The organism is Azospirillum brasilense (assembly GCF_008365405.1).
Lineage (GTDB): Bacteria > Pseudomonadota > Alphaproteobacteria > Azospirillales > Azospirillaceae > Azospirillum > Azospirillum brasilense_D.
In genome coordinates this window covers 1-21,790 of sequence record NZ_QOKV01000046.1, presented here as the reverse complement: position 1 = coordinate 21,790, position 21,790 = coordinate 1, and the positions used below count along the sequence as shown (strand labels likewise).

19 protein-coding genes and 1 pseudogene are annotated in these 21,790 nt (G+C 67.4%); 12 read left to right on the top strand and 8 right to left on the bottom strand.

The features are described from left to right. Positions 1-583: 583 nt before the first annotated feature. Positions 584-712 (bottom strand): annotated as a pseudogene (locus tag DS837_RS31120) (transposase); the annotation flags it as partial. Between the two features lie 352 nt (positions 713-1,064). Here DS837_RS31120 and DS837_RS31115 point away from each other — a divergent pair. From DS837_RS31115 to DS837_RS31095, 5 genes are all read left to right on the top strand, one after another. After that, entirely contained in the window at positions 1,065-4,211 is a 3,147-nt protein-coding gene (locus tag DS837_RS31115; protein ID WP_149168291.1) for a carbohydrate-binding domain-containing protein, read from the top strand. 100 nt (positions 4,212-4,311) lie between these two features. Then, positions 4,312-4,824, top strand: a complete 513-nt coding sequence (locus DS837_RS31110) for a hypothetical protein (RefSeq protein WP_149168290.1) — start codon at positions 4,312-4,314, stop codon at positions 4,822-4,824. 47 nt (positions 4,825-4,871) lie between these two features. Then, positions 4,872-5,654, top strand: a complete 783-nt coding sequence (locus tag DS837_RS31105) for a phytochelatin synthase family protein (protein ID WP_149168289.1) — start codon at positions 4,872-4,874, stop codon at positions 5,652-5,654. A 223-nt stretch (positions 5,655-5,877) separates the two neighbouring features. After that, entirely contained in the window at positions 5,878-6,189 is a 312-nt protein-coding gene (locus DS837_RS31100; protein ID WP_149168288.1) for a DUF485 domain-containing protein, read from the top strand. Beyond that, a complete protein-coding gene (locus DS837_RS31095; RefSeq protein WP_149168287.1) occupies positions 6,186-7,868 on the top strand; it encodes a cation acetate symporter in 1,683 nt (560 codons plus the stop codon). Before DS837_RS31100 ends, DS837_RS31095 begins: the two co-directional genes overlap by 4 nt. Before the next feature lie 72 nt (positions 7,869-7,940). On the opposite strand, the gene DS837_RS31090 is transcribed toward DS837_RS31095, so the two are convergent. After that, positions 7,941-9,035, bottom strand: coding sequence for a TRAP transporter substrate-binding protein (locus DS837_RS31090; RefSeq protein WP_149168286.1), 1,095 nt, complete (start codon positions 9,033-9,035; stop codon positions 7,941-7,943). 189 nt (positions 9,036-9,224) lie between these two features. Between DS837_RS31090 and DS837_RS31085 the strand changes: the two genes are divergently transcribed. Further along, positions 9,225-9,737: an OsmC family protein gene (locus DS837_RS31085; protein ID WP_149168285.1), complete on the top strand. Its 513-nt coding sequence runs from the start codon at positions 9,225-9,227 to the stop codon at positions 9,735-9,737. A gap of 48 nt (positions 9,738-9,785) precedes the next feature. Here the strand turns inward: DS837_RS31085 and DS837_RS31080 are convergent, their stop codons facing one another. Continuing rightward, complete coding sequence (locus DS837_RS31080) at positions 9,786-10,418, bottom strand: MBL fold metallo-hydrolase (RefSeq protein ID WP_149168284.1); 633 nt, start codon at positions 10,416-10,418, stop codon at positions 9,786-9,788. A 169-nt stretch (positions 10,419-10,587) separates the two neighbouring features. Here DS837_RS31080 and DS837_RS31075 point away from each other — a divergent pair, with 169 nt between their 5' ends. After that, a complete protein-coding gene (locus tag DS837_RS31075; RefSeq protein ID WP_014198135.1) occupies positions 10,588-11,040 on the top strand; it encodes an RrF2 family transcriptional regulator in 453 nt (150 codons plus the stop codon). A 15-nt stretch (positions 11,041-11,055) separates the two neighbouring features. Here DS837_RS31075 and DS837_RS31070 read toward each other — a convergent pair whose 3' ends face one another. Beyond that, positions 11,056-12,198: a hypothetical protein gene (locus DS837_RS31070; RefSeq protein WP_149168283.1), complete on the bottom strand. Its 1,143-nt coding sequence runs from the start codon at positions 12,196-12,198 to the stop codon at positions 11,056-11,058. Between the two features lie 406 nt (positions 12,199-12,604). On the opposite strand from DS837_RS31070, the gene DS837_RS31060 reads away from it, so the two are divergent. The 5 genes from DS837_RS31060 to DS837_RS31035 all read left to right on the top strand — a co-directional run bounded on the left by DS837_RS31060 (position 12,605) and on the right by DS837_RS31035 (position 18,319). Continuing rightward, positions 12,605-13,591, top strand: coding sequence for a sulfate ABC transporter substrate-binding protein (locus DS837_RS31060; protein WP_149168281.1), 987 nt, complete (start codon positions 12,605-12,607; stop codon positions 13,589-13,591). Positions 13,592-13,648: 57 nt separating this feature from the next. After that, entirely contained in the window at positions 13,649-14,482 is an 834-nt protein-coding gene (cysT, locus tag DS837_RS31055; protein WP_247890227.1) for a sulfate ABC transporter permease subunit CysT, read from the top strand. Continuing rightward, entirely contained in the window at positions 14,472-15,332 is an 861-nt protein-coding gene (gene cysW, locus DS837_RS31050) for a sulfate ABC transporter permease subunit CysW (RefSeq protein WP_145628891.1), read from the top strand. Before cysT ends, cysW begins: the two co-directional genes overlap by 11 nt. A 13-nt stretch (positions 15,333-15,345) precedes the next feature. Beyond that, a complete protein-coding gene (locus tag DS837_RS31045; protein ID WP_149168279.1) occupies positions 15,346-16,386 on the top strand; it encodes a sulfate/molybdate ABC transporter ATP-binding protein in 1,041 nt (346 codons plus the stop codon). Between the two features lie 208 nt (positions 16,387-16,594). Further along, positions 16,595-18,319: a hypothetical protein gene (locus tag DS837_RS31035; RefSeq protein WP_247890226.1), complete on the top strand. Its 1,725-nt coding sequence runs from the start codon at positions 16,595-16,597 to the stop codon at positions 18,317-18,319. A 22-nt stretch (positions 18,320-18,341) separates the two neighbouring features. Here DS837_RS31035 and DS837_RS31030 read toward each other — a convergent pair whose 3' ends face one another. From DS837_RS31030 to DS837_RS32465, 4 genes are all read right to left on the bottom strand, one after another. After that, positions 18,342-20,042, bottom strand: a complete 1,701-nt coding sequence (locus DS837_RS31030; RefSeq protein WP_149168276.1) for a monovalent cation:proton antiporter-2 (CPA2) family protein — start codon at positions 20,040-20,042, stop codon at positions 18,342-18,344. 178 nt (positions 20,043-20,220) lie between these two features. Beyond that, a complete protein-coding gene (locus DS837_RS31025; RefSeq protein WP_149168275.1) occupies positions 20,221-20,607 on the bottom strand; it encodes a response regulator transcription factor in 387 nt (128 codons plus the stop codon). Positions 20,608-20,659: 52 nt separating this feature from the next. Further along, positions 20,660-21,151, bottom strand: a complete 492-nt coding sequence (locus tag DS837_RS31020; protein WP_247890225.1) for a MarR family winged helix-turn-helix transcriptional regulator — start codon at positions 21,149-21,151, stop codon at positions 20,660-20,662. Between the two features lie 311 nt (positions 21,152-21,462). Continuing rightward, positions 21,463-21,790 (bottom strand): hypothetical protein (locus DS837_RS32465; RefSeq protein WP_211102447.1); only part of this gene is annotated, 328 nt, incomplete at its 5' end.

Sequence of the window (21,790 nt, the reverse complement as noted above, 5' to 3'; positions counted from 1 at the left end):
ACCAGACTCTATCGAAGAACCGCGATGACCGCCCCGCTGTGGATAACCGGCCCGCCTACGCCAGCCATGGGAAGGCGCTGCGGCGGGCCGCTTCCCCACAGCTACACCACGCTTCGGGACACGACCCAAATCATAAGATGGATGCCCACCCAGGGTCCGCGCGACCACCATGGCGTCCTGCCCATGATGCCGGACCTTCGTGCCCAGTCGCAGCATGGTTCCAACCCCCACATCCCGAGTTTCGTTAACCAAACCTTACCTCGGGTTGCCGTCAACGGACGAGCATCAAAAAGAGGCATCGGGATGGGACGGCGAGCCGCGGGGATGAGGTGCCGCGGGGATGAGGTGCCGCGGGGATGAGACGGTGTGTGGGGGAGCCGTGTCACAGGTCGGCCCCACCGTAAAGCGCATTCCAATCTCGTGCGCGACCCCGCCGACGCTCAACCGTTGACTGTATCAGCATCATTTCCAGCGGCGCCCGTGTGCCTGGGGCGCGTTTGCACCCACCGCGCCGATGCACCTGGAGCTTCTCCTAGGTGTGGAGCCGGTGCAGCCTCTTCTGGTCCATGACATGACCCTCGTGGGACAGCGGGTTCTTCAACCGGGTGTTCTCGGCCTTCAGCGCCTTCAGTCGCCGTGCCTCGGAAACCTCCCACCCTCCATACTTGGCTTTCCAAGTGTAGATAGCCGCCTCACTGAACCGGCTGCGTCTCATGCGTCCACCTCCTCTCGATGATGGGCTTCACCGATGACTGGAGGAATTTCCCGGTCTCAGCGCAGGAAACCGGCCGTCAAAGGGAAGGGCATGAAGGAGAAGCAGCCGACGAAGGGGGTGACGCCGACAGGGTAAGTCAAGCTCAAGCTAGACGGTGAGCAACCATTCTTGTCGATGTGCAGACTTTCTAATCAATGTGAAAGCATTTCTGTCCGACTGCAAAGGCGCAATATTGCCACAGGAATCACTTGCATTAACATAATATTAACTATGATTATTATTTTTCCGTTAAGCGGATCACCTCAACCTCTGGGCTAAGACGTTGGTCTAGAGTTCTATGAGGTTTGAGATGGCTGCCGAAACTACCGAACTGATGGACGTCACCTTCACGGTGAACGCCTGGGGCGCTCCCGCCGGCGGGAAGTGGCCGCATTTCGTGTTGCGGCTGGATGGGGTTGACATCGGGCAGGCGACCGTCGCATCGGCGTCGCTGGGCCGTTACAGCTTCAGCGCCCGCGTTCCGGCCGACAAGGCCCACAAGCTTCAGCTGCAATACGACAACGACGGCTCCGTGAACGGGGAGGACCGCAACCTCTTTGTCAAGTCGTTCGAGGTGAACGGGAAACCGATCCTCAGCATCGACCCGTTGGTGACCTACGACACCGGCGACATCGACGGCAAGAACGTCATCGCCGGGCAGACCGAGATGTACTGGCGCGGCGCGCTGAACGTCGATCTGCCCAAGACCCTGTTCGCCAGCGCGCAGGAACCCGAGCCCGAGGCGCCGGCCACCATGACGACCGAGATCGTCGTGAAGGCCTGGGGCGCCGCCGCCAACGGCACGCCGCCGCATTTCAAGCTGCTGGTGGATGACAAGGTGGTCGGCGACGCCTGGGTCAGCGCGACCAGCCCGACCGGCTACACCTTCAAGGTCGACGTGGACCCCAACGAGGCCCACAAGATCCAGATCCATTACGACAATGACGCCACGGTGAACGGCCAGGACCGCAACCTGTTCGTCCAGGGCATCACCATCGACGGGCAGGAGATCAAATCGACCGACCCGCTGGCCTCCTACGACAAGGGGCCGGTGGACGGCAAGTTCGTGGTCGCGGGCCAGGAAGGGCTGTTCTGGGGCGGTGCCCTGACCTTCGGCGTGCCGGAGGAGTATTTCGACGGCCCCTACGTCCCGCCGCCGCCCCCGCCGCCGCCGGTCACGCTGACGCCGACCGACATCGTCGTCACCGCCTGGGGCCAGTCGGCCGGCGGGGTGGCGCCGCATTTCAAGCTGCTGGTGGACGGCAAGGTGGTCGGCGAGGGCCGCGCCACCTCCAGCGACCCGCAACCCTTCCGCTTCACGGTCGATCTGGACGCCAAGGAAGCCCACAAGATCCAGATCCACTACGACAATGACTCCGTGGTGAACGGGCAGGACCGCAACCTGTACGTCAAGTCGGTATCCATCAACGGCCACACCGTCGCGGCGACCGACAGCATCGTCAGCTACGACAAGGGTGCGGTGGACGGAAAGGATGTGGTGAAGGGGCAGGAAGGGCTGTTCTGGGGTGGTGCGTTGAACGTGGACGCCCCGGCGTCGCTGTTCCAGCCCTCGGCCGAACCGCCCCCGGCGGCGCCGTCCGGCCCGGCCTTCTACGTCGCGACCAACGGCAAGGACACGTGGTCGGGCAAGCTGTCCGCGCCGAACGCCGACGGCACCGACGGCCCCTTCGCCTCGCTGGAGCGCGCCCGCGACGCCATGCGGGACAGCGACGTCGACACCACCTATGTGCGCGAGGGCACCTACCGCCTGACCAAGACGCTGGAGCTGACCGGCGCCGACAACGGCCACAGCTTCCGCAACTATCCCGGCGAGACGCCGGTGCTGAACGGGGCGGAGAAGGTCACGAACGTCGTCAGCGAGGGCAACGGGATCTATTCCGCAAAGCTGTCGCAGGCCACCGACCTCGACCTGACCATCGGCGGCGTGCGCCAGACGCTGGCCAGCAAGGGCATCGTCGATGCCGACAACCCGACCACCACCGGATGGTACTTCGCCGACGCGGCCAACGGCGGTCCCAGCGGCTGGTCGGTGCGCTACCACACCGGCGACATGTCGTCGGGTGACATCGTCGCCGGCATGAAGATCCAGCTGATGGACGCCGAGCGGCTGTCCGACACGCTGACCGAGATCGCCGGTGTCAACGACGCCACCCGCACGATCACGCTGAAGAACGGCACCTCGCTGCCCTTCGCCGAGGGGACGACCTACAAGCTGCTGAACAACCCGTCCTTTGTCGACCAGGCGGGCGAGTTCGCGTGGCGCGCGTCGGACAAGTCGCTGGTGTTCAAGCCGGAAAACCCGGCCACCCTGGCGCAGGACGGCGTCGAGGTGGCGCGGCTGGGCACGCTGATCCGCCTGAACGGCAGCAGCGACGTGACCATCGAGGGGCTTGGCTTCACCAACACCACCACCTGGGGCTACGCGGTGGAGCTGAAGGGGGCGTCGGGCAACAGCATCGGCAACAACAGCTTCCTCAACGTCGGCACGGCGATCAAGCTGACCGCGGCCTCCTCCAACAACCTGGTGGGCGGCAACACGCTGGACCATCTGGCGGTCAACGGCATCGAGTTGGACGGGCGCAGCAACGGCAACACCGTCTACGCCAACGACATCTCCCACGTCGGCGAGGTGCGCAAGGGGGTCGCCGGCATCATCGGCACTGGGGTGGACAACAACCTGATCGCCCACAACGACGTGGACTCCAGCGCGCGCTACGGCATCTCGCTGAAGAACTGGGACTCCAGCAACATCAACCGCAACAACGTCATCGAGTACAACCGCGTCACCAATTCCAACCTGGAGACGGCGGACGGCGGCGGCATCGAGGTGCTGGGCCGGTCCAGCGTCGACACCGGCACGATCATCCGCGGCAACTGGGTGGAGAGCGTGGGCGGGCTGGCGACCAGCAACACCGACCAGTGGCTGACCAACCACAAGGGCTTCGGCATCTATCTGGACGACATGGCCGGCGGCGTCACGGTGACCGGCAACTTCCTGAAGAACACCGGGCTGGCCGGGGTGCACATCCACGGCGGCGACAACAACCTCGTCACCAACAACTTCTCGATCATCGCCAGCAACGCGGAGGAGTTCATCCGCGTCGGCTGGGCGCCCAAGCACGGCGATCCCGGCCTGCCGCGCAACAACACCATCACCGGCAACGTCGTCAGCGGAACGCTGCCGCTGGACGACTACATGGAGCTGCTGACCGCCGGAAACCCGGTGATCGACGGCAACCTCGTCCACAACGTGCCGCGCTATGGCGACAACGACGTGACGGGCAAGCCGCTGTTCAACAACCCCTATTGGGGCGACTACTCGCTTCAGGCGGACTCCCCGGCGCTGGCCATGGGCATCCATGACCTGGATTGGGCGATGATCGGCCAGAACGGCTACACGGCGTCGGACGGCATGCCGCATTTCTGGGACGCCTGATCCCCGGCCCGGACCGGGTCCAAGCGGGATCGGACGCGGGATCAAAAGCGGGCGGAGGCTTGTTCTTCCGGGATATGTCCCGGGGAAGGAGGCTCCGCCCGTGCTCCCGCATTTACAACCCTTGCCGCGTTCCGCCGCCGTCCTTCTGCTGGCCGCGGCCGGGGGGCTGGCGGGGTGCGCCGATCCCCGGGCCGACGTTGCGCTGGCCGCCCAGAGCGCGCTGGTCGGCATGCCCAAGGGAACGCTGCTGTCCTGCGCCGGCGTCCCGCACCGGCAGGCGGCCAGCGGCGCCCTGGAGTTCCTCGCCTACCAGGCGGGCTCCATCGATTACTACGCCCCGCCACCACCGCCGGTGGGCTACGGCTGGGGGTATCCGTGGGGCTATCCCGGCTGGCGTCATCGCGGGCTCGACTACGACCCGTGGGACTATTACCCTCCGCGGGCTGGCGATGTGGTGGACAACCGGTGCGAGGCGACCTTCACCTTGAGGAACGGGGCCGTCGAGCGGCTGGTCTACCGGGCGTCGTCGCTGGGCGCCTGCGCTGCGATCGTGCAGAACTGCATGGCGCTCGTGCCGCAGAGCCTCCCGCCAAGGCCCACCCCGTCCGGCTAGAGCCGGCAGAAGCATCCACCGTGACACCATCGAGGAAAACGTCGGCGATGAAGGCACCGCTCCGCTCGACTCTGCTGGCCCTGTGCGCGTTCGCTTTTCTGGCGAGCCAACCTGCCGCGTCGCAGGACGCGCAGAGCGAGACGAAACCGAAGTTCGGGCCCGACGCCGTGCCGATGACCCAGGACCGCGAGCATTTGCGCAAGGCCGGGGCTCCGGACTTCTGGGCGATGATCCCCTACTACACGGCCCAGCAGACGGGCAGCGCCTGTTCGGTCGCCAGTGTGGCGATGATGATCAACGCGCTGCGCGGCCTGCCACCGCTCTCGTCCAACCGGCTGGTCACCCAGGCGCGGGTGCTGAACGAGGTGGACGACGACATGTGGAAGGCGGCCACCGCGGAGAACGGGGATGGCGTGTCCTTCGCCGACTTCGCCGGGCTGGTCCAGAGGTCGGTGGACGCCTTCGGCCTGGACGCCACGGTGGAGGTCTTCCGCCCCAAGGACACCTCGCCGGAAACGTTGGGCGAGCTGCGGCGCATCCTGGACGAGAACGAACGCGACGACAGCGACATCATCCTGCTGGCCTACGACCAGGGCACGCTGACCGGCGACGCCACGGTGGGTCACATCGCGCCGCTCGGCGCTTACGACGCCGAAACCCACCGGGTGCTGGTCATGGACGTGGACCGGCTGTGGTACGTGCCCTACTGGTCGAGCGACGAGAAGCTGCTGGAGGCGATGGTGAAGCCCGACCGCTCCGATCCCACCGGCAGCGGCCTGATTCATGTGCGTCTGAAGGATGTCCGGCTGAAGGGGCGGACGGCAGGATAACAGCGTTGCCTCATGTTGCGTCGCAGCGCGACCCGTTGTCGCATTTCGTAGCCGTGGATCAACCAGGATTGAGCTAATGATTAACCTCACGGCGGTTAATATCGAAGAGATTTGAGAGAATGTTTCGTTATTTTGCCCTCAAAGAAATTTAATTTCGCTTTTTGCCGCCATGCGCCCAAGGTATTGCTGCGATGCGCAATGCCTGAAAAAAGCGATAAAAACCATGTCCGACGAGATTTACGAGCGGGTGCTGTCCAACCCGAAGTTCGCCGCGATGACGGCGAGCCGCGCGCGCTTCAGCTGGCGGCTGGCGCTGATCGTCCTGGCGGTCTACTACGCCTTCGTGTTCGCCTCGGCGCTGGCGCCCGACCTGATGGCGCGCCCGCTGGTCGAGGGCATGACCTTCCCGGTCGGGCTGGCCGCCGGCATCGTCATCACCGTCTTCTGCTCGCTGATGACCGGCGTCTATGTGCTGCGCGCCAACAGCCGCTACGACGCGATGAACCGCGACCTGCTGAACGAGGTGGGCCGATGAGCGCCGCGCGTCGTCTCGCTGCCCCGATCGCCGTTGCCTCCGCCGCGCTGCTGCCGGCGCTGGCGGCCGGTCCCGCGTTTGCCGCCGCCATCGATGGCGCGGTGGAGCGCCAGCCGGTCAACGTGACGGCCATCGCCATGTTCCTGCTGTTCGTCGCCGGCACGCTGGGCATCACCTATTGGGCGTCCAAGCGCACCCGCTCGGCGTCGGACTTCTACACCGCGGGCGGTGGCATCAGCGGCTTCCAAAACGGGCTGGCCATCGCCGGCGACTACATGTCGGCGGCGGCCTTCCTCGGCCTGTCGGGCATGGTCTTCGCCAAGGGCTTCGACGGGGTGATCTACACCATCGGATTCCTGGTCGGCTGGCCGCTGATGCTGTTCCTGATCGCCGAGCGGCTGCGCAACCTCGGCCGCTTCACCTTCGCCGACGTGGCGTCCTACCGGCTGGGCCAGACGCCGATCCGCTCGCTGGCGGCGGTCGGGTCGCTGACCGTGGTCTGCTTCTACCTGATCGCGCAGATGGTCGGGGCGGGCAAGCTGATCCAGCTCCTGTTCGGCCTGGACTACACCTACGCCGTGGTGATGGTCGGCGTGCTGATGATCCTGTACGTCACTTTCGGCGGCATGCTGGCGACCACCTGGGTGCAGATCATCAAGGCGGTGATGCTGCTCGGCGGCTGCACCGTGCTGGTCGGGCTGGCGCTGGCCCAGTTCGGCTTCAACCCGGAGCGGCTGCTCCAGCAAGCGGTCGCCGCCCATGCCGCGAACGCCGCCATCCTGCGCCCCAGCGCCGCCATGGCCGACCCCATCGCCGCGGTGTCGCTCAGCCTCGCGCTGATGTGCGGACCGGCGGGGCTGCCGCACATCCTGATGCGCTTCTTCACGGTTCCGGACGCCAAGGAGGCGCGCAAGTCAGTCGTCTACGCCACCGGCTTCATCGGCTACTTCTTCATCCTGACGGTGACCATCGGCTTCCTCGCCATCGTGATCGTCGGCACCAACCCGGCCTATCTGGATGCCGCGGGCAAGATCCTGGGCGGCGGCAACATGGCGGCCATCCACCTGTCCAAAGCCATCGGCGGCAACATCTTCCTGGGCTTCATCTCGGCGGTCGCCTTCGCCACCATCCTGGCGGTGGTCGCCGGCCTGACGCTGGCCGGCGCGTCGGCGGTCAGCCACGACCTCTACGCCCGCGTCATCAAGAAGGGCAACGCCACCGAGGCGTCGGAGATGCGCGTGTCGCGCCTCGCCACGCTGGCGCTGGGCGTCATCGCCATCACGCTGGGCCTGCTGTTCGAGAACCAGAACATCGCCTTCATGGTCGGTCTGGCCTTCGGTCTGGCGGCCTCGGTCAACTTCCCGGTGCTGATCCTGTCGATCTTCTGGAAGGGTCTGACCACGCGCGGCGCCTTCATCGGCGGCTTCGCCGGTCTGGTGAGCTGCGTCGCCTTCGTGGTTCTGGGGCCGACCGTGTGGGTCAGCGTCTTCAAGTTCCCGGCGCCGATCTTCCCCTACGAGCATCCGGCGCTGTTCTCGATGGTCATCGCCTTCGCGTCGACCTGGGTCTTCTCGGTCACCGACCGCAGCGCGCGGGCGGCGGCGGAGGCGAAGGCCTACGAGTACCAGTACATCCGTTCGGAAACCGGCCTGGGTGCGGCCGGCGCGGCCTCGCACTGACCTTGTGAAAGATGCGGCCCCTCCCCTTCATGGAAGGGGAGGGGCCGTGCCTCTTTCAGGGCCGTGCTTTCCTCAGCGGCGCTGCGCCGACTGGGAATAGACGTAGGAGTCGAAGCTGTTCTCGGCGACGCGGAACCACAGCCGCTCCTCGTCGCGGAAGGGCTTCCACGCGTCGTAGACCTTCTTGAAGCGCGGGTTTTTCGCCGACAGCTCGTCGTACAGCTCGTTGGCGATCTTCTCGCAGGCCATCATGACGTCGCGCGGGAAGGCGCGGAGCTGGGCGCCGCCGGCGACCAGACGCTTCAGCGCCGCGGCGTTGACGGCGTCATACTTGGCGATCATCCAGGTGTTGGCCTCCCAGCAGGCCTGCTCCAGGATCGTCTTGTAGGACTCGGGAAGCTGCTCCCAGGCGGTGATGTTGATCATCAGCGGGATCTGGGCGGAGCCTTCCCACCAGCCCGGCGAGTAGTAGTATTTGGCGACCTTGTGGAAGCCCAGCTTCTCGTCGTCGTAGGGGCCGACGAACTCCGCCGCGTCGATGGTGCCGCGCTCCAGCGCCGGGTAGATGTCGCCGCCGCCGATCTGCTGCGGGACGAGGCCCAGCTTGCCCATGATCTGCCCGGCCAGCCCGCCGACCCGCATCTTGAGGCCGCTGAGATCCTCCACCGTCTTGATTTCCTTGCGGAACCAGCCGCCCATCTGGGCCGTGGTGTTGCCGGCGGGGATGTTGTGGATGTTGTGCTCGCGGAACAGCTCCCGCATCAGCTCCAGCCCGCCGCCGTGCATCATCCAGGAGATGTGCTGGCGCGTGTTCAGGCCGAAGGGCATGGCCGTGTCGAAGCAGAAGGTCGGGTCCTTGCCGATGTAGAAATAGGCTGCGGACTGGCCGCACTCGATCGTGCCGTTCTGCACCGCGTCCAGCACCTGGAGCGCCGGCACGATCTCGCCCGCCGCGAAGGTGCGGATCTGGAACTTGTTATCCGTCGCGGCGGCGACCCGGCGGGCGATCAGCTCCGCCCCGCCGAAGATGGTGTCGAGGCTCTTGGGGTAGCTCGACGCCATGCGCCACTTGATCTCGGGCTGGCTCTGCGCGATGGCCGGTGCGGCGACGACGGTGCTGGCGGCCAGACCGACCCCGGCGCTGGCGAGGAAGGAACGACGTTTCATGGCGGGGAGAACTCCCTTCCCATTCATTATGTTTATACCGCCGGTCTTAGCGGAAAACATCGGGGCGGGCCAGGGGTGCCGGCTGCGGAGCTGGGCTTCGCTTTGGGCATTGCCGGGATGGTGTTTGCGGTCCATCATCCGCCGGTCGCACAATAAAGAACCCGAACCGCGAAGAGGAAACGCACGGGCATGGATGCACAGGATCTGCGCGCGCTCCAGGCGCCGCTGAAGGACAAGTACAAGGATGCCCCGGAGTCGGCGGTGGTGACGCTGAAGGCCCACGGGGCGCTGGACGATTCCGGCATCGCCTGCAAGGTCGAGACGGGCCGCGCGCTGGTGGAGGCCGGCCTGCATCCGGCGACCGGCGGGCCGGGCACGCAGGCCTGTTCCGGCGACATGCTTCTGGAGGCGCTGGTGGCCTGCGCGGGCGTGACGCTGAAGGCGGTCGCCACGGCGCTGGAGTTCAAGCTGCGCGGCGGCACCGTGTCGGCGGAAGGCGACCTGGATTTCCGCGGCACGCTGGGCGTGGCGAAGGACGCGCCGGTCGGCTTCCGCGCCATCCGCCTGCGCTTCGACCTGGACACCGACGAGCCGGCGGAGCGCATCGCCACCCTGACCAAGCTGACGGAGCGCTACTGCGTCGTCTACCAGACGCTGGCCAACCCGCCGCCGATGGCGCTGTCCATCGAGACGGGAGCCTGATGAAAGGATGGCCGGTCCGGCGGGTCCGGATCGGCCAATCCCCGGCCGTCAATCGTTGAGGAAGGGGTTGTACAGCCGCTCCTCCCCGATGGTCGAGGTCGGGCCGTGGCCGGGGATGAAGGTCACGTCGTCGCCCAGCGGGAACAGCTTGGTGCGGATCGACTCGATCAGGTCGCCGTGGTTGCCCTTGGGGAAATCGGTGCGGCCGATGGAGCCCTGGAACAGCACGTCGCCGACGATGGCGATTTTGCTGGGCTTGTGCACGAAGACCACGTGGCCCGGCGTGTGGCCCGGACAGTGGTGGACGTCCAGCGTCAGGTTGCCGACCGTCACCGTGTCGCCTTCCTCCAGCCAGCGGTCCGGCGTGAAGGAGCGGACCGGCGGGAAGCCGAACATCTGGCTCTGCATCGGCATGCCGTCGATCCAGAACTGGTCCTCGCGGTGCGGCCCTTCGATGGGAAGTTTCAATTCGTCGGCGAGATCGGCGACGGCGCCGGCGTGGTCGATGTGGCCGTGGGTGACCAGGATCTTCTCCAGCGTCACGCCCTTCGACTGGGCGGCGCGCAGGATGCGCGGCAGGTCGCCGCCGGGATCGACGGCGGCGCCCTTCATCGTCTCCGGACACCAGAGCACCGTGCAGTTCTGCTGGAACGGAGTGACGGGAACGATGATGGTCTGCATGCCGCGTCCTTCGCCGGTCAATGATCAATGGTCAGAGGTCGATTCGTGCACGACCTTACGCGCCAGCGTTTTCCAGGGCAAGAACCGGTACCAATTCCTGGGCAACACGGCTATATGGAGTGCACTTTATCTTTATCCCATTCCGCCGCGGGGGGCGGTGCCGGACCGAATGCTGTCGCAAAAAGCCAAATACGCCCTGCGTGCGCTGATCATGCTGGCCGAACGGACGGATGACGAACTCGTCCTGATCGCCGAAATCGCCGAGCGGGAGAACATTCCGCGCAAGTTCCTGGAAGCCATTCTGGTGGAACTGCGCAAGCACGGCCTGCTGTTCGCCAAGCGCGGCAAGAGCGGCGGCTACCGCCTGGCGCGCCCGGCGGAGGAGATTTCCTTCGGCGAGGTGATCCGGCTGATCGACGGGCATCTGGCGCCGATCCCCTGCGCCAGCAAGAATTCCTTCCGTCCCTGCGAGGACTGCATCGACCCGCCGACCTGTTCGGTGCGCTGGCTGATGGTCCAGGTGCGCGACGCCACCGCCCAAGTGCTCGACAACCAGACCCTGTCCGACGCCCTGCGCCACCGTCAGGCAACCGGTGGCCTGCCCGTCAACTTCGACATCTGATCGATTTCCATCCCATCAAGGCGTCAGATCGACGGCGATGAACACGCGGTCCAGCGCACGGTTCGTCGCCTCGCGCAGGATTCCGGCCTCCAGAAGCTCGTCGACCAAAAGTTGGGCGCCGCGGAAGGTGCTGCCCAGCCGTTTCTGCACCCGCCGCACGGTCAGGGCGGGCTCCTCGAACAGAAGGTCCAGCAGGTCCGGGATGCGGGAGTTGCGGCGCTTGGCCCCCACCCGCTGTTGCCAGCCCTCCGCCGCGCGGTCCAGCGATAGGGCGCGCTCCCGCTCCCGCCGCGCCGTCTCCGCCACCGTGTCGGCCAGCCACAACCGCCACCCCTCCTCCCGCCCGCGCGCGGCGAGGCCGGCGGTCGTGCGATCGGCGTGCAGGGAGACGGACATCGGCAGCCAGACGGTCGGAACGCGGCAGCAGCGCGCCACCGCCAGCGCCCCCATCAGCCGGGCCGAGGGCACCGCCCAGCCGGGAATGCGCAGGTCGGGCGCCGGGCGCAGCAATTCGGCCAGCATCCCCACGCCGCCGAGCAGGGCCGGCTGGTCGCCGGCATGGTCCAGCCGCTTGAGCAGGGTGGCCGCCTCCGCCTCCCGGTCCGCCGAGAAGGCCAGCCGTCCGGGATCGCGCCCCGACACCTCCGCCTGAAGGCAGCGCCACAGCGCCTCCGTCCAGCCCAACGTCCAGGCTGGAGGCGCGTCGTCCGTGAAGGGCGTGTTGTTATCCTCGTCGGGCGGGAAGGAAAAGCGGTCGTCCGGCCCGGCCTCCAACTCCGCCACCGCGCGCCAAGCGTCGGCGGCGGCCCCGCCGGATGGGAGCGGCGCCCGCGTGCTGTCCAGGCGGCGGGCGGGGGCGGCGATGACGCCCTGCGTGAACAGGGCGCCCTGCCACAGCGCGCGGACCGACTGCGCCGCTCCCCGCCCGGCGGTGGGAACGAGGTCGGTGCCGATGGTCGCCACCAGGAATTCCGCCGGGTCCACCGCCACACCATCGAGCCGCGCCGCCGCGCAGGACTCCCGGCGGGCCGCGTCAGCCCACAGCCGCCGCCGGCGGGCGGGGTCCTGGACCGCCTCCGCCAACCGGCCGAGCGCGCGTTCGGCCTCCAGAAGGGCGGTCAGCAGTGCGGGGGAAGGGGGCTGGACTGGTTCGGACATGGCCGTTCGGGACAGGAGGCGGAAAGGGCGCGCATGATAGCGATCCGACGCATCACTTCCAGCCCGATCCAACGCGTCTCATTTCACAAAATTATGTGAAATTGTCTCTCAGCGATGTGGATAATGACAAAAAACAGCTTTGCGGCCTTCCCGGAATCATGCAAACTCTAGGAGGCAAATGGATATTGCATATACATTATAAAGTATGTGAATACGGCCCAGTCGATCCGGTGCAATGGCTGGCTTTGTAAACAACGGTGCGTGGCCTCCAGGGCCGGCGCCCCAATGAACCATACCGAGGGAGTGTGCCATGTCGTTTCGTGATCGGCTCTCCGCGCTCCGCGCGAACCGGCTCCCCGTAGGCCGGCTCTCCGTAGGCCGGCTCTCCGTAGGCCGGCTGTCCGCAATGGCCGCGGGTGTCGCCCTCGCCATGCTGACCATCGCGCCCGCCAAGGCGCAGACCACGCTGCTGAACGTCTCCTACGACCCTACCCGTGAATTCTATGTGGAGTTCAACAAGGCGTTCGCCAAGAAATGGCAGGCGGAAAACGGCCAGACGGTGACCGTCAAGCAGTCGCACGGCGGGTCGGGCAAGCAGGCGCGCTCGGTCATCGACGGGCTCGACGCCGACGTGGTGACGCTGGCTCTGGCCTACGACATCGACGCCATCGCCGACTCCGGCGCCCTGCCGAAGACGTGGCAGACGCGCCTGCCGAACAACAGCTCCCCCTACACCTCGACCATCGTCTTCCTGGTCCGCAAGGGCAACCCGAAGCAGATCAAGGATTGGGACGACCTGCTGAAGCCGGGCGTTCAGGTCATCACCCCGAACCCGAAGACCTCGGGCGGGGCGCGCTGGAACTATCTGGCCGCCTGGGCCTATTCGCTGGAGAAGAACGGCAACGACGAGGCCAAGGCCAAGCAGTTCGTCGGCGACCTGTTCAAGAACGTGCCGGTGCTGGACAGCGGCGCCCGCGGCTCCACCGTCACCTTCACGCAGCGGCAGCTCGGCGACGTTCTGCTGGCCTGGGAGAACGAGGCCTTCCTGTCGCTCCAGGAGTTCGGCGCCGACAAGTTCGACATCGTCGTGCCGTCGCTGTCGATCCTGGCGGAGCCGCCGGTCACGGTCGTCGACTCGGTGGTCGACCGCAAGGGAACGCGCAAGGTGGCGGAAGCCTACCTGACCTTCCTCTATACCCCCGAAGCGCAGGAGATCGCGGCGAAGAACTTCTACCGCCCGCGCCTGCCGGAGGTCGCTGCGCGGTATGCGGATCGCTTCCCGAATGTTAAGCTTGTGACCATCGACGGCTCCTTCGGGGGCTGGCGTACGGCCCAGGAGAAGCACTTCGCGGATGGCGGCGTCTTCGACCAGATCTATCAGAAGGGCCGCTGACCCGTGGTCGCGGCAACCACCAGCGACGCCGTGCTTCCCAATGCGGGGGGCACGGTGTTGAGCGTCCTTCGAAAGCCCAGCGTCCTGCCCGGCTTCGGGCTGACCCTGGGCTTCACGCTGACCTATTTGTGTTTGATCGTCCTGCTGCCGCTGGCCGCGCTGGCGCTGAAGGCGGCGGGGCTGGGCTGGTCCGGCTTCTGGGACGCGGTGCTGACGCCGCGCGTCCTGGCCGCCTTCAAGGTCAGCTTCGGGCTGTCGCTGGCGGCCGCCGCGGTCAACGCCGTCTTCGGCTTCATCGTCGCCTGGGTGCTGGTGCGCTACCGCTTTCCCGGCGACCGGATCGTCGACGCGCTGGTGGATCTGCCCTTCGCCCTGCCCACGGCGGTGGCGGGCATCGCGCTCAGCGCGCTCTACGCGCCCAACGGCTGGATCGGCTCGCTGCTGATGGAGTGGTTCGGGCTGAGGGTGGCCTTCACGCCGCTGGGCATCGCCATCGCCCTGACCTTCATCGGCCTGCCCTTCGTGGTCCGCACCGTGCAGCCCATCCTCCAGGACCTGCCGCCGGAGGAGGAGGAGGCCGCGGCGGCGCTGGGCGCCACGCGCTGGCAGTCGTTCCGGCGGGTGGTGTTCCCGGCGCTCCTGCCGGCCCTGCTCACCGGATTCGCGCTGGCCTTCGCCCGCGGGGTGGGGGAGTACGGCTCGGTGATCTTCATCGCCGGCAACATCCCCGGCCTGTCGGAGATCATTCCGCTGCTGATCGTCATCAAGCTGGAGCAGTACGACTATGCCGGCGCCGCCGCGGTCGGCGTGCTGATGCTGATGGCGTCCTTCGTGCTGCTGCTGGCCCTGAACCTGCTGCAAGCCTGGATGAGGTCGCGCCATGCTCGCTAAGAAAGCCGTCGGGTTCACCCCGGCGCTGGCCGACAGCCGCTGGGTGAAGGGGCTCCTGATCGCCACGGCGCTGGCCTTCCTGCTGCTGTTCCTGGTCCTGCCGCTGGTCTCGGTCTTCGTCGAGGCGCTGCGCCGCGGCACGGACGCCTACTGGGCGGCGCTGGTGGAGCCGGACGCGGTGGCGGCGATCAAGCTGACGCTGATCGTTGCGGCCATCGCCGTGCCGATGAACCTCCTCTTCGGCGTGGCGGCGTCCTGGTGCATCGCCAAGTTCGACTTCCGCGGCAAGGACGTGCTGATCACCCTGATCGACCTGCCTTTCTCGGTGTCGCCGGTGATCTCCGGCCTGATCTACGTGCTGCTGTTCGGGCTGCACGGGCTGATGGGGCCGTTCCTGAAATCGCAGGGCATCCAGATCATCTTCGCCGTGCCGGGGCTGGTGCTCGCCACCGTCTTCGTCACCTTCCCCTTCGTCGCCCGCGAGCTGATCCCGCTGATGCAGGAGCAGGGCAACGAGGAGGAGGAGGCGGCGCTGGTGCTGGGCGCGTCCGGCTGGCAGACCTTCTGGCGCGTCACCCTGCCCAACATCAAATGGGGCCTGTTGTACGGCGTCCTGCTGTGCAACGCCCGCGCGATGGGCGAGTTCGGCGCGGTGTCGGTGGTGTCCGGCCACATCCGGGGCGAGACCAACACGATGCCCCTGCATGTCGAGATCCTCTACAACGAATACAACTTGGTCGCTGCCTTCGCGGTGGCCTCGGTGCTGGCCATGCTCGCCCTCGTCACGCTGGTCGTGAAGACGGTGCTGGAATGGCGCTTCGGGGCTGAGCTGGCGGCCACCCGGCATTGAGGCGACGCACGTCATGGCGATCCAGGTTTCCGGCATCACCAAGCAATTCGGCAGTTTCCGCGCGCTCGATGCGGTGGACCTCGAAGTCCGCTCGGGCGAGCTTCTGGCCCTGCTCGGCCCGTCGGGCTCGGGCAAGACAACCCTGCTGCGCATCATGGCGGGGCTGGAGTTTGCCGATTCCGGCAGCCTCCTGCTCAACGGGGAGGAGGCGCTGAGCCTCACCCCGCGGGAGCGGCAGGTCGGCTTCGTCTTCCAGCATTACGCGCTGTTCCGCCACATGACCGTCTTCGACAATGTGGCCTTCGGGATGAAGGTGCGGCCGCGCGGTCAGCGTCCGACCTCGACCGAGATCAAGCGGCGCGTCATGGAGCTTCTGGAGCTGGTCCAGCTCGCCCATTTCGCCGACCGCTACCCGGCGCAGCTCTCCGGCGGGCAACGGCAGCGCGTGGCGCTGGCCCGCGCGCTGGCCATCGAGCCGAAGGTGCTGCTGCTTGACGAACCGTTCGGCGCGTTGGACGCCAAGGTTCGCAAGGAGTTGCGGCGCTGGCTGCGCAAGCTGCACGAGGACATCCACATCACCTCCGTCTTCGTCACCCACGACCAGGAGGAGGCGCTGGAACTGGCCGACCGCGTGGTGGTGATGAGCCAGGGCCGGATCGAGCAGGTGGGCAGCCCGGCGGAGGTCTACGACCGTCCGGCCTCGGCCTTCGTCTACGAGTTCCTTGGGCAGGTGAACCGCTTCGACTGCGTGGTGGCGGATGGGGTGGCGCGGACGGCCAACGGGGCGCTGTCGATTCCCGCCGACGGCACGGTGCGCGGCCCGGCCATCGCCTATGTGCGCCCGCACGATCTGGGTCTGAGCCCCAGCGCCGCCGGGCCGGGCCGGGTGTCGGGCATCCATGTGGTGGGACCGGACGCGCGGATCGAGATCGACCTCGCCGGCCTGCCGTTGGAGGCCGAGATGGACCGCGAGCGCCTGTCCGCCCTGGGCCTGCGCCCCGGCGACCAATGCGCCGTCCACATCGCCCGCGCCCGTGTCTTCCCACAGCCGTGACGGCATCCGGACGAAGCCCGGCCTATCCTCGAAAAGGGGCGGGGAGCGTTCCTGCCCTCATGCCGATGGAGTCCCGGCGAGCCATGGGGCCTGCCTCGTCGGGGCCATGGACTAAGTCCAACGCCGAATCGTAACGCCATTGCCTTCTGGCGATGCGGACAGTGGATGTGTTGAGCCTTCCGCATTGCACCAAATGCAGGAGGCTCCGGTGGACCATTCAGGACTGTCGCAGGCCCCCGGCCCCGGCGCCGCCGCCCTGCGGACGGATGCCGGGGCTTGGTCGCCGCCGCTGACGCTCGTGCTGCCGGTGATCCTGGCACTGCTTATGCTGCCGCTCATCCTGGTGGAGATGCCGCCGCTGCTCGACTACCCGAACCATCTGGCGCGGGTGGACGTGCTGCTGCATGTCCGGTCCGACCCCTTCCTGGCCGACCATTACACCGCCTCCCTGACGCCGGTCCCGAACCTGCTGATGGAGGCGGTGATGCTGCCGCTCGCCAGTGTGCTGCCTCTGTATGTCGCCGGGCGCGTCTACATGGCGTTGGCCGGGCTGCTCACCCTGTTCGGGGCGATGCTGCTGAATCGGACGTTGTTCGGACGGTGGAGCCTGTGGCCGCTGTGCGGCGCGCTGTTCATCCACAACGCCACGCTGATCGGCGGTTTCATGAGCTTCTCGCTCGGCCTCGGCTTCCTGCTGGTCGGTCTGTCGCTGTGGATCGCGCTGGCGGGGCGGCGCTGGCAGGTGCCGGTGGGGATGGGCTGCGCCCTGTTCCTCTATTTCGCCCACGCCATCGTGCTCGGCTCCTTCCTGCTCTGCCTGTTCGCGGTGGAGGCGGTGAAATACGTGGGACAGGGGCGAAAGCCGCTGACGCTCGCCAATCTCGGGCGCGACGTTCTGCGCTTCGCCGCGCTGCTCGCCCTTCCCGTGGCGCTGTTCGCCGGCACGGTGGGAACGCACCTCCTCCAATCCGACGCGGCGGCGGTGGGCGCGCGCGACAGCACGCCGGTCCTGCTGCTGAAGGAGGTTTACTGGCGGCTGAAGAAGCTGACCGAGCTGAAGCAGTGGCGCTATCGGCTGCACGACATGCTGGCTCCGGTCCTGAACTACAACACGCTGCTCGACGTGGCGACCCTGCTGCTGATCCTGGGCGGCATGGTCGCGGCGCGTCTGGCCGGCTGGCTGCGCGCCGCGCCGGCGATGATGCTGGCGGTGGGGCTGTTCGTGCTGGCCTTCTTCGTGGTGCCGGACCCCTTCTTCGGCACCTACTTCGTGTCGATCCGCTTCTGGATTCTGGCGGCCTTCCTGCTGGTGGCCGGCACCGACATCCGCTTTCCCAGCGCCCGCGCCGCGGCGGCCTTCGCCGCCGGGCTGCTCGCCCTGCTGACGGTGCGGACCGGCGTGCTGACGCTCAACTGGCTGGCCTACGAGGACGATGTGGCCGACCTGCGCCGCGCCATGGAGCGGATCGAGCCCGGACGCTCCGTCCTGATCGCCTGGGCGGGGCAGGAGGCCGGCTGCTGCAACACGCGGGAGTTTCTGCTCACCCAGCCGCCCTGGCGGCACGCGCTGGTCGCCTTGCCCAGCCTGATCCATCTGCCGTCGCTGATCACCGTGGAGCGGCGGGCTTTCGTCCCGACCCTGTTCAGCCACCCGGGCAAGCAGCCGCTGACCGTGACCCAGCCCTACCGTGACCGCTGCATGGCGATCTACGAGGGGGTTCCGGTGGACGTCCGCCTGCTCTCCCGACCCGAAGAGGCGACCCTGCGCGACCATGTCGAGCCCTGTCCGCATTACGTTGGCTGGCGGGAGAAGTATGATTACGTGCTGGTGATGTTCTCCAACGTCTTCCACGCGGCCGGGCTGAAGCCGCCGCCGGGCGCGGAGGAGGTCTACCGCGGCACCGTCTTCGACCTGTGGCGGGTCGAGCGCTGAGGCGGCCGCTCCGTCTTTATGGTCAGTCGTTCTCGCCGGCCGGTTCGCTGAGGGCATCGTAGCCGCGGTCGCGGACGCTCTTCAGGCTCCGGTCGATGGTCTCGGCGTCCAGCCCGGCGGTGCGCAGCACGAGGCTGGCCAACTGCAGGCTGGCTTCCAGCGTCTCGGGCACCACGGCGCTGGCCCCGGCCTTCTTCAGCCGCGCGCCGCGGTCGAGGTCGTGGGCGCGGGCAGCGATGGCCAGGCGCGGCGCGGCGCGGCGGATAGCCTCCACGGCGCGCTCGGCCATGTCCGGGCGGTTGACGGTGATGACCGCGGCCCGCGCCCGCTCGATCCCGGCGGCGCGCAGAACGCCGATCTGGCTGGAATCGCCGTAATAGACCGGCAGCCCCTCGGCCCGCGCCGCGGCCACCCGCTGCGGGTCGAGGTCCAGCGCGACGTAGGGAATGTCGTGGGTGCGCAGCAGCCGGGCGACGGCCCGCCCGACCCGGCCGTAGCCGGCGATCAGCACATGGCCGGTGATGTCGCTGGTCTCCACGCCGAAGGCCTCGGCGCCGTAGCGGGCCTCGACCCTCTGGGCCAGCCGCTGGGCGATGGCGCCGACCAGAGGCGTCACCGCCATGCTGAGCGCCACGCAGGAGGACAGCAGCAGCCCCGTCTCGCCCTCCAGCACCGTCAGCCGCGTCGCCTTGCCGATCAGCACGAAGGCGAACTCGCCGCCCTGCGAGAGCAGCAGTCCGATGCGCAGCGAGGTCGCCAGCCCGAGCCCCGACAGGCGGCAGAGCAGGAACAGCAGGATGCTCTTCCCGACCAGCAGCGCCGCGGTCACCATCAGGATGTCGTCGGCGCGCTGGAGCATGGCCGGCAGGTCCAGCGTCATCCCCACCGTCATGAAGAACAGGCCGAGCAGCAGGCCGCGGAACGGCTCGATGTCGGCCTCCACCTGATGGCGGTAGGCGGTGTCGGCCATCAGCATGCCGGCCAGGAAGGCGCCCAGCGCCATCGACATGCCGGCTTCCGCCGTCAGCCAGGCGACCGCCAGGACGACAAGCAGGTTGGTCGCCGTGAAGACCTCCGGGCTCTTCGCCGAGGCCACGAAGTGATAGACCGGGCGCACCACGAAGCGGCCCAGCAGCATGATGGCGCCGATCGCCGCAACGGCCTTCACCCCGGCCAGGGCGAGCGCCCAAGGGATGCTGGTGTCGCCGCCGGCCAGCAGCGGCAGCAGGGTCAGCAGCGGCACGACGGCCAGATCCTGGAAGATCAGCACGGCGACCGACACGCGCCCGAAGCGCGCCACCGTCTCCCCGCGCTCGACCAGCAGCTTCAGCACCGTGGCGGTGGACGAGAAGGCCAGCATGCCGCCGATCACCAGCGCCGCCGCCACGTCCTCGCCCAGCGCGTAGGCGACCGCGGCGATGGCGGCGCTGGTCAGGACGACCTGCATCAGCCCCAGCCCGAAGATGTAGCGCCGCATCGCCCGCAGGCGCGACAGCGGCAGCTCCAGCCCGATGGCGAAGAGGAGGAAGACCACCCCGAATTCGGACAGGACCTGCGGAAGCTCCATGTCCACCACCGGCCCCGGCGTGTGCGGACCCAGCAGCGCCCCGCCCACCAGATAGCCGAGCACCGCCGGGATGCGCAGTGCCTGGAACAAGGGGACGAACACCACCGCCGCCAGCAGGAGGAACAGGACGTCGAAAAGCAGTTTGGGATCGTGCATGGCCGCGCGCTGGCTGGGTCGGGCCGGATACCGGCCGTCCGGGACGGCGTCTGTATGCGGTGCAAACATGACCACCGCAAGCGCAGCGGGTGTGCGAAAGATCGGAACGCGCAAAAAAAGTCCCGTGCCGGGCAGAAAAGATCGCGCTGTGGCGGCGATGCCGCGGCGTCAGGCGGCGTCAGGCGGCGCGGGCGGCCAGCAACTCACCCACGGCGGTGACCAGCTCGCTGTTGTGGAAGGGCTTGTACAACACGCGATCGGCGCCGTGCATGGCCGACAGGTTCAGCGAGAAGGCCGCCGGGAAGTCGTCCGTGCCGCCGGACATGGCGATGATGCCCGGGACCTGAGGGGCGTCGCGGGTGCGCAGGCGGCGGATCAGCTCGATTCCGTCCAGGCCGGGCATCATCATGTCGACGATGGCGAGGTCGAAGGGCTCGCGCTCCAGCTTGGACAGGCCGGACAGACCGTCATGGGCCTCCTCCACATGGTGGCCCTGCGTCTCCAGCGTCATGCGCAGCAGCGCCGTCAAGGCCGGAACGTCGTCGATCACCAGAATTCGGGCCATGGCCTCCGTCGCTCCCAATGCGATGGCGTGAAATGCGGATGCTGCGGACGGTTCAGTCCGCCGCGGCGCCGTTGCGGTCGGCAGGGCCGGAGGTTCCCAGGGGGTCTCCGGCGCGCGCCTCACCCTGGGTGCGGCGCGACAGCAGGGTGCGCAACAGCTCGTCCAGCCCCTCGGCCAGGGCGCCGTGCTGGGCCGGCGCCAAACCGTCGATGGCGGCAACCAGCTCGTTCAGCGGATCGTTGGCGAGCATGGTCCGCCCCCGCGCCGTCAGGGTCAACCGGATGGAGCGGCGGTCGGTCTCGCTGGGGTGCCGTTCCAGAAGATTCTTTTTCAGGAGGGCGGCGATGGTCTGGCTCGCCGTGCCCTTGGTCGTTCCGTGATGGCGGGCGAAGGCAACGACGTTGCGGGCGCTGGCGTTCGCCTGGGCGAAGTAACGCAGCGCCGCCCACTGGGCCGGGTTCAGCCCATCCGTAAAGGCGAGGCTGGCGGTCGTCCGCAGAACCTGCGCCATGACCTCGGCGGTCGCGCGCGCGCTTGGGCGCATGCCGGCTTCCTCTGTGCCTGCGGTTTTGGTCTAAAACCATAAGGGCGCGGCCTGGGAACTGTCCAGCCGCCGCGCTCTTTTGTCATCCCCGGCTCGGAAGCGAATTTGTCGCCGAACGAGTCTTTTTGCTGGATCGGCGGCGGGCGCTGCCCTATACAGCGCCTCCCTCGCCGGACGCGGTCCGGAGGGGGCGCCCCGAAAGAACTGGAGGGGTGGAGGTCAGGGCGCTGGCCGAGCCGTTTTCCGCCCCGGGCGGCCTAGGCGGTTCGGTGCATACGAAACAAAGGGCTTGACGCCCTCTGCCGTAAGCGCTAGATTGACCCTCCGCTGGCACGAACGATCGTTTGTGCTTCTCCGGCCTTCAAAAACCCGATGACGACCACGGCCAGTTCGCCGGATGTCGTGTTTTGCGGTTCGCCGGGCGATGGATCTTTGACATTGTTGATCGTGAAAATCGAGAAGGGATGCGCAGGCGGCGGTTTTGACCGTTGGCCGCGGACCGGTTCCGGAGTGGGACTGGCATCGCGGGTCGCTTGAGCATCTCGGTCAAGCAGTAAGAGACGAACAGTTTCGAAAGCTTGGGTTGAGGTCGCGTTGAGCGGCCCTGTCAAGAGAGCGTTTCGGCGCTCGGCTTGAACC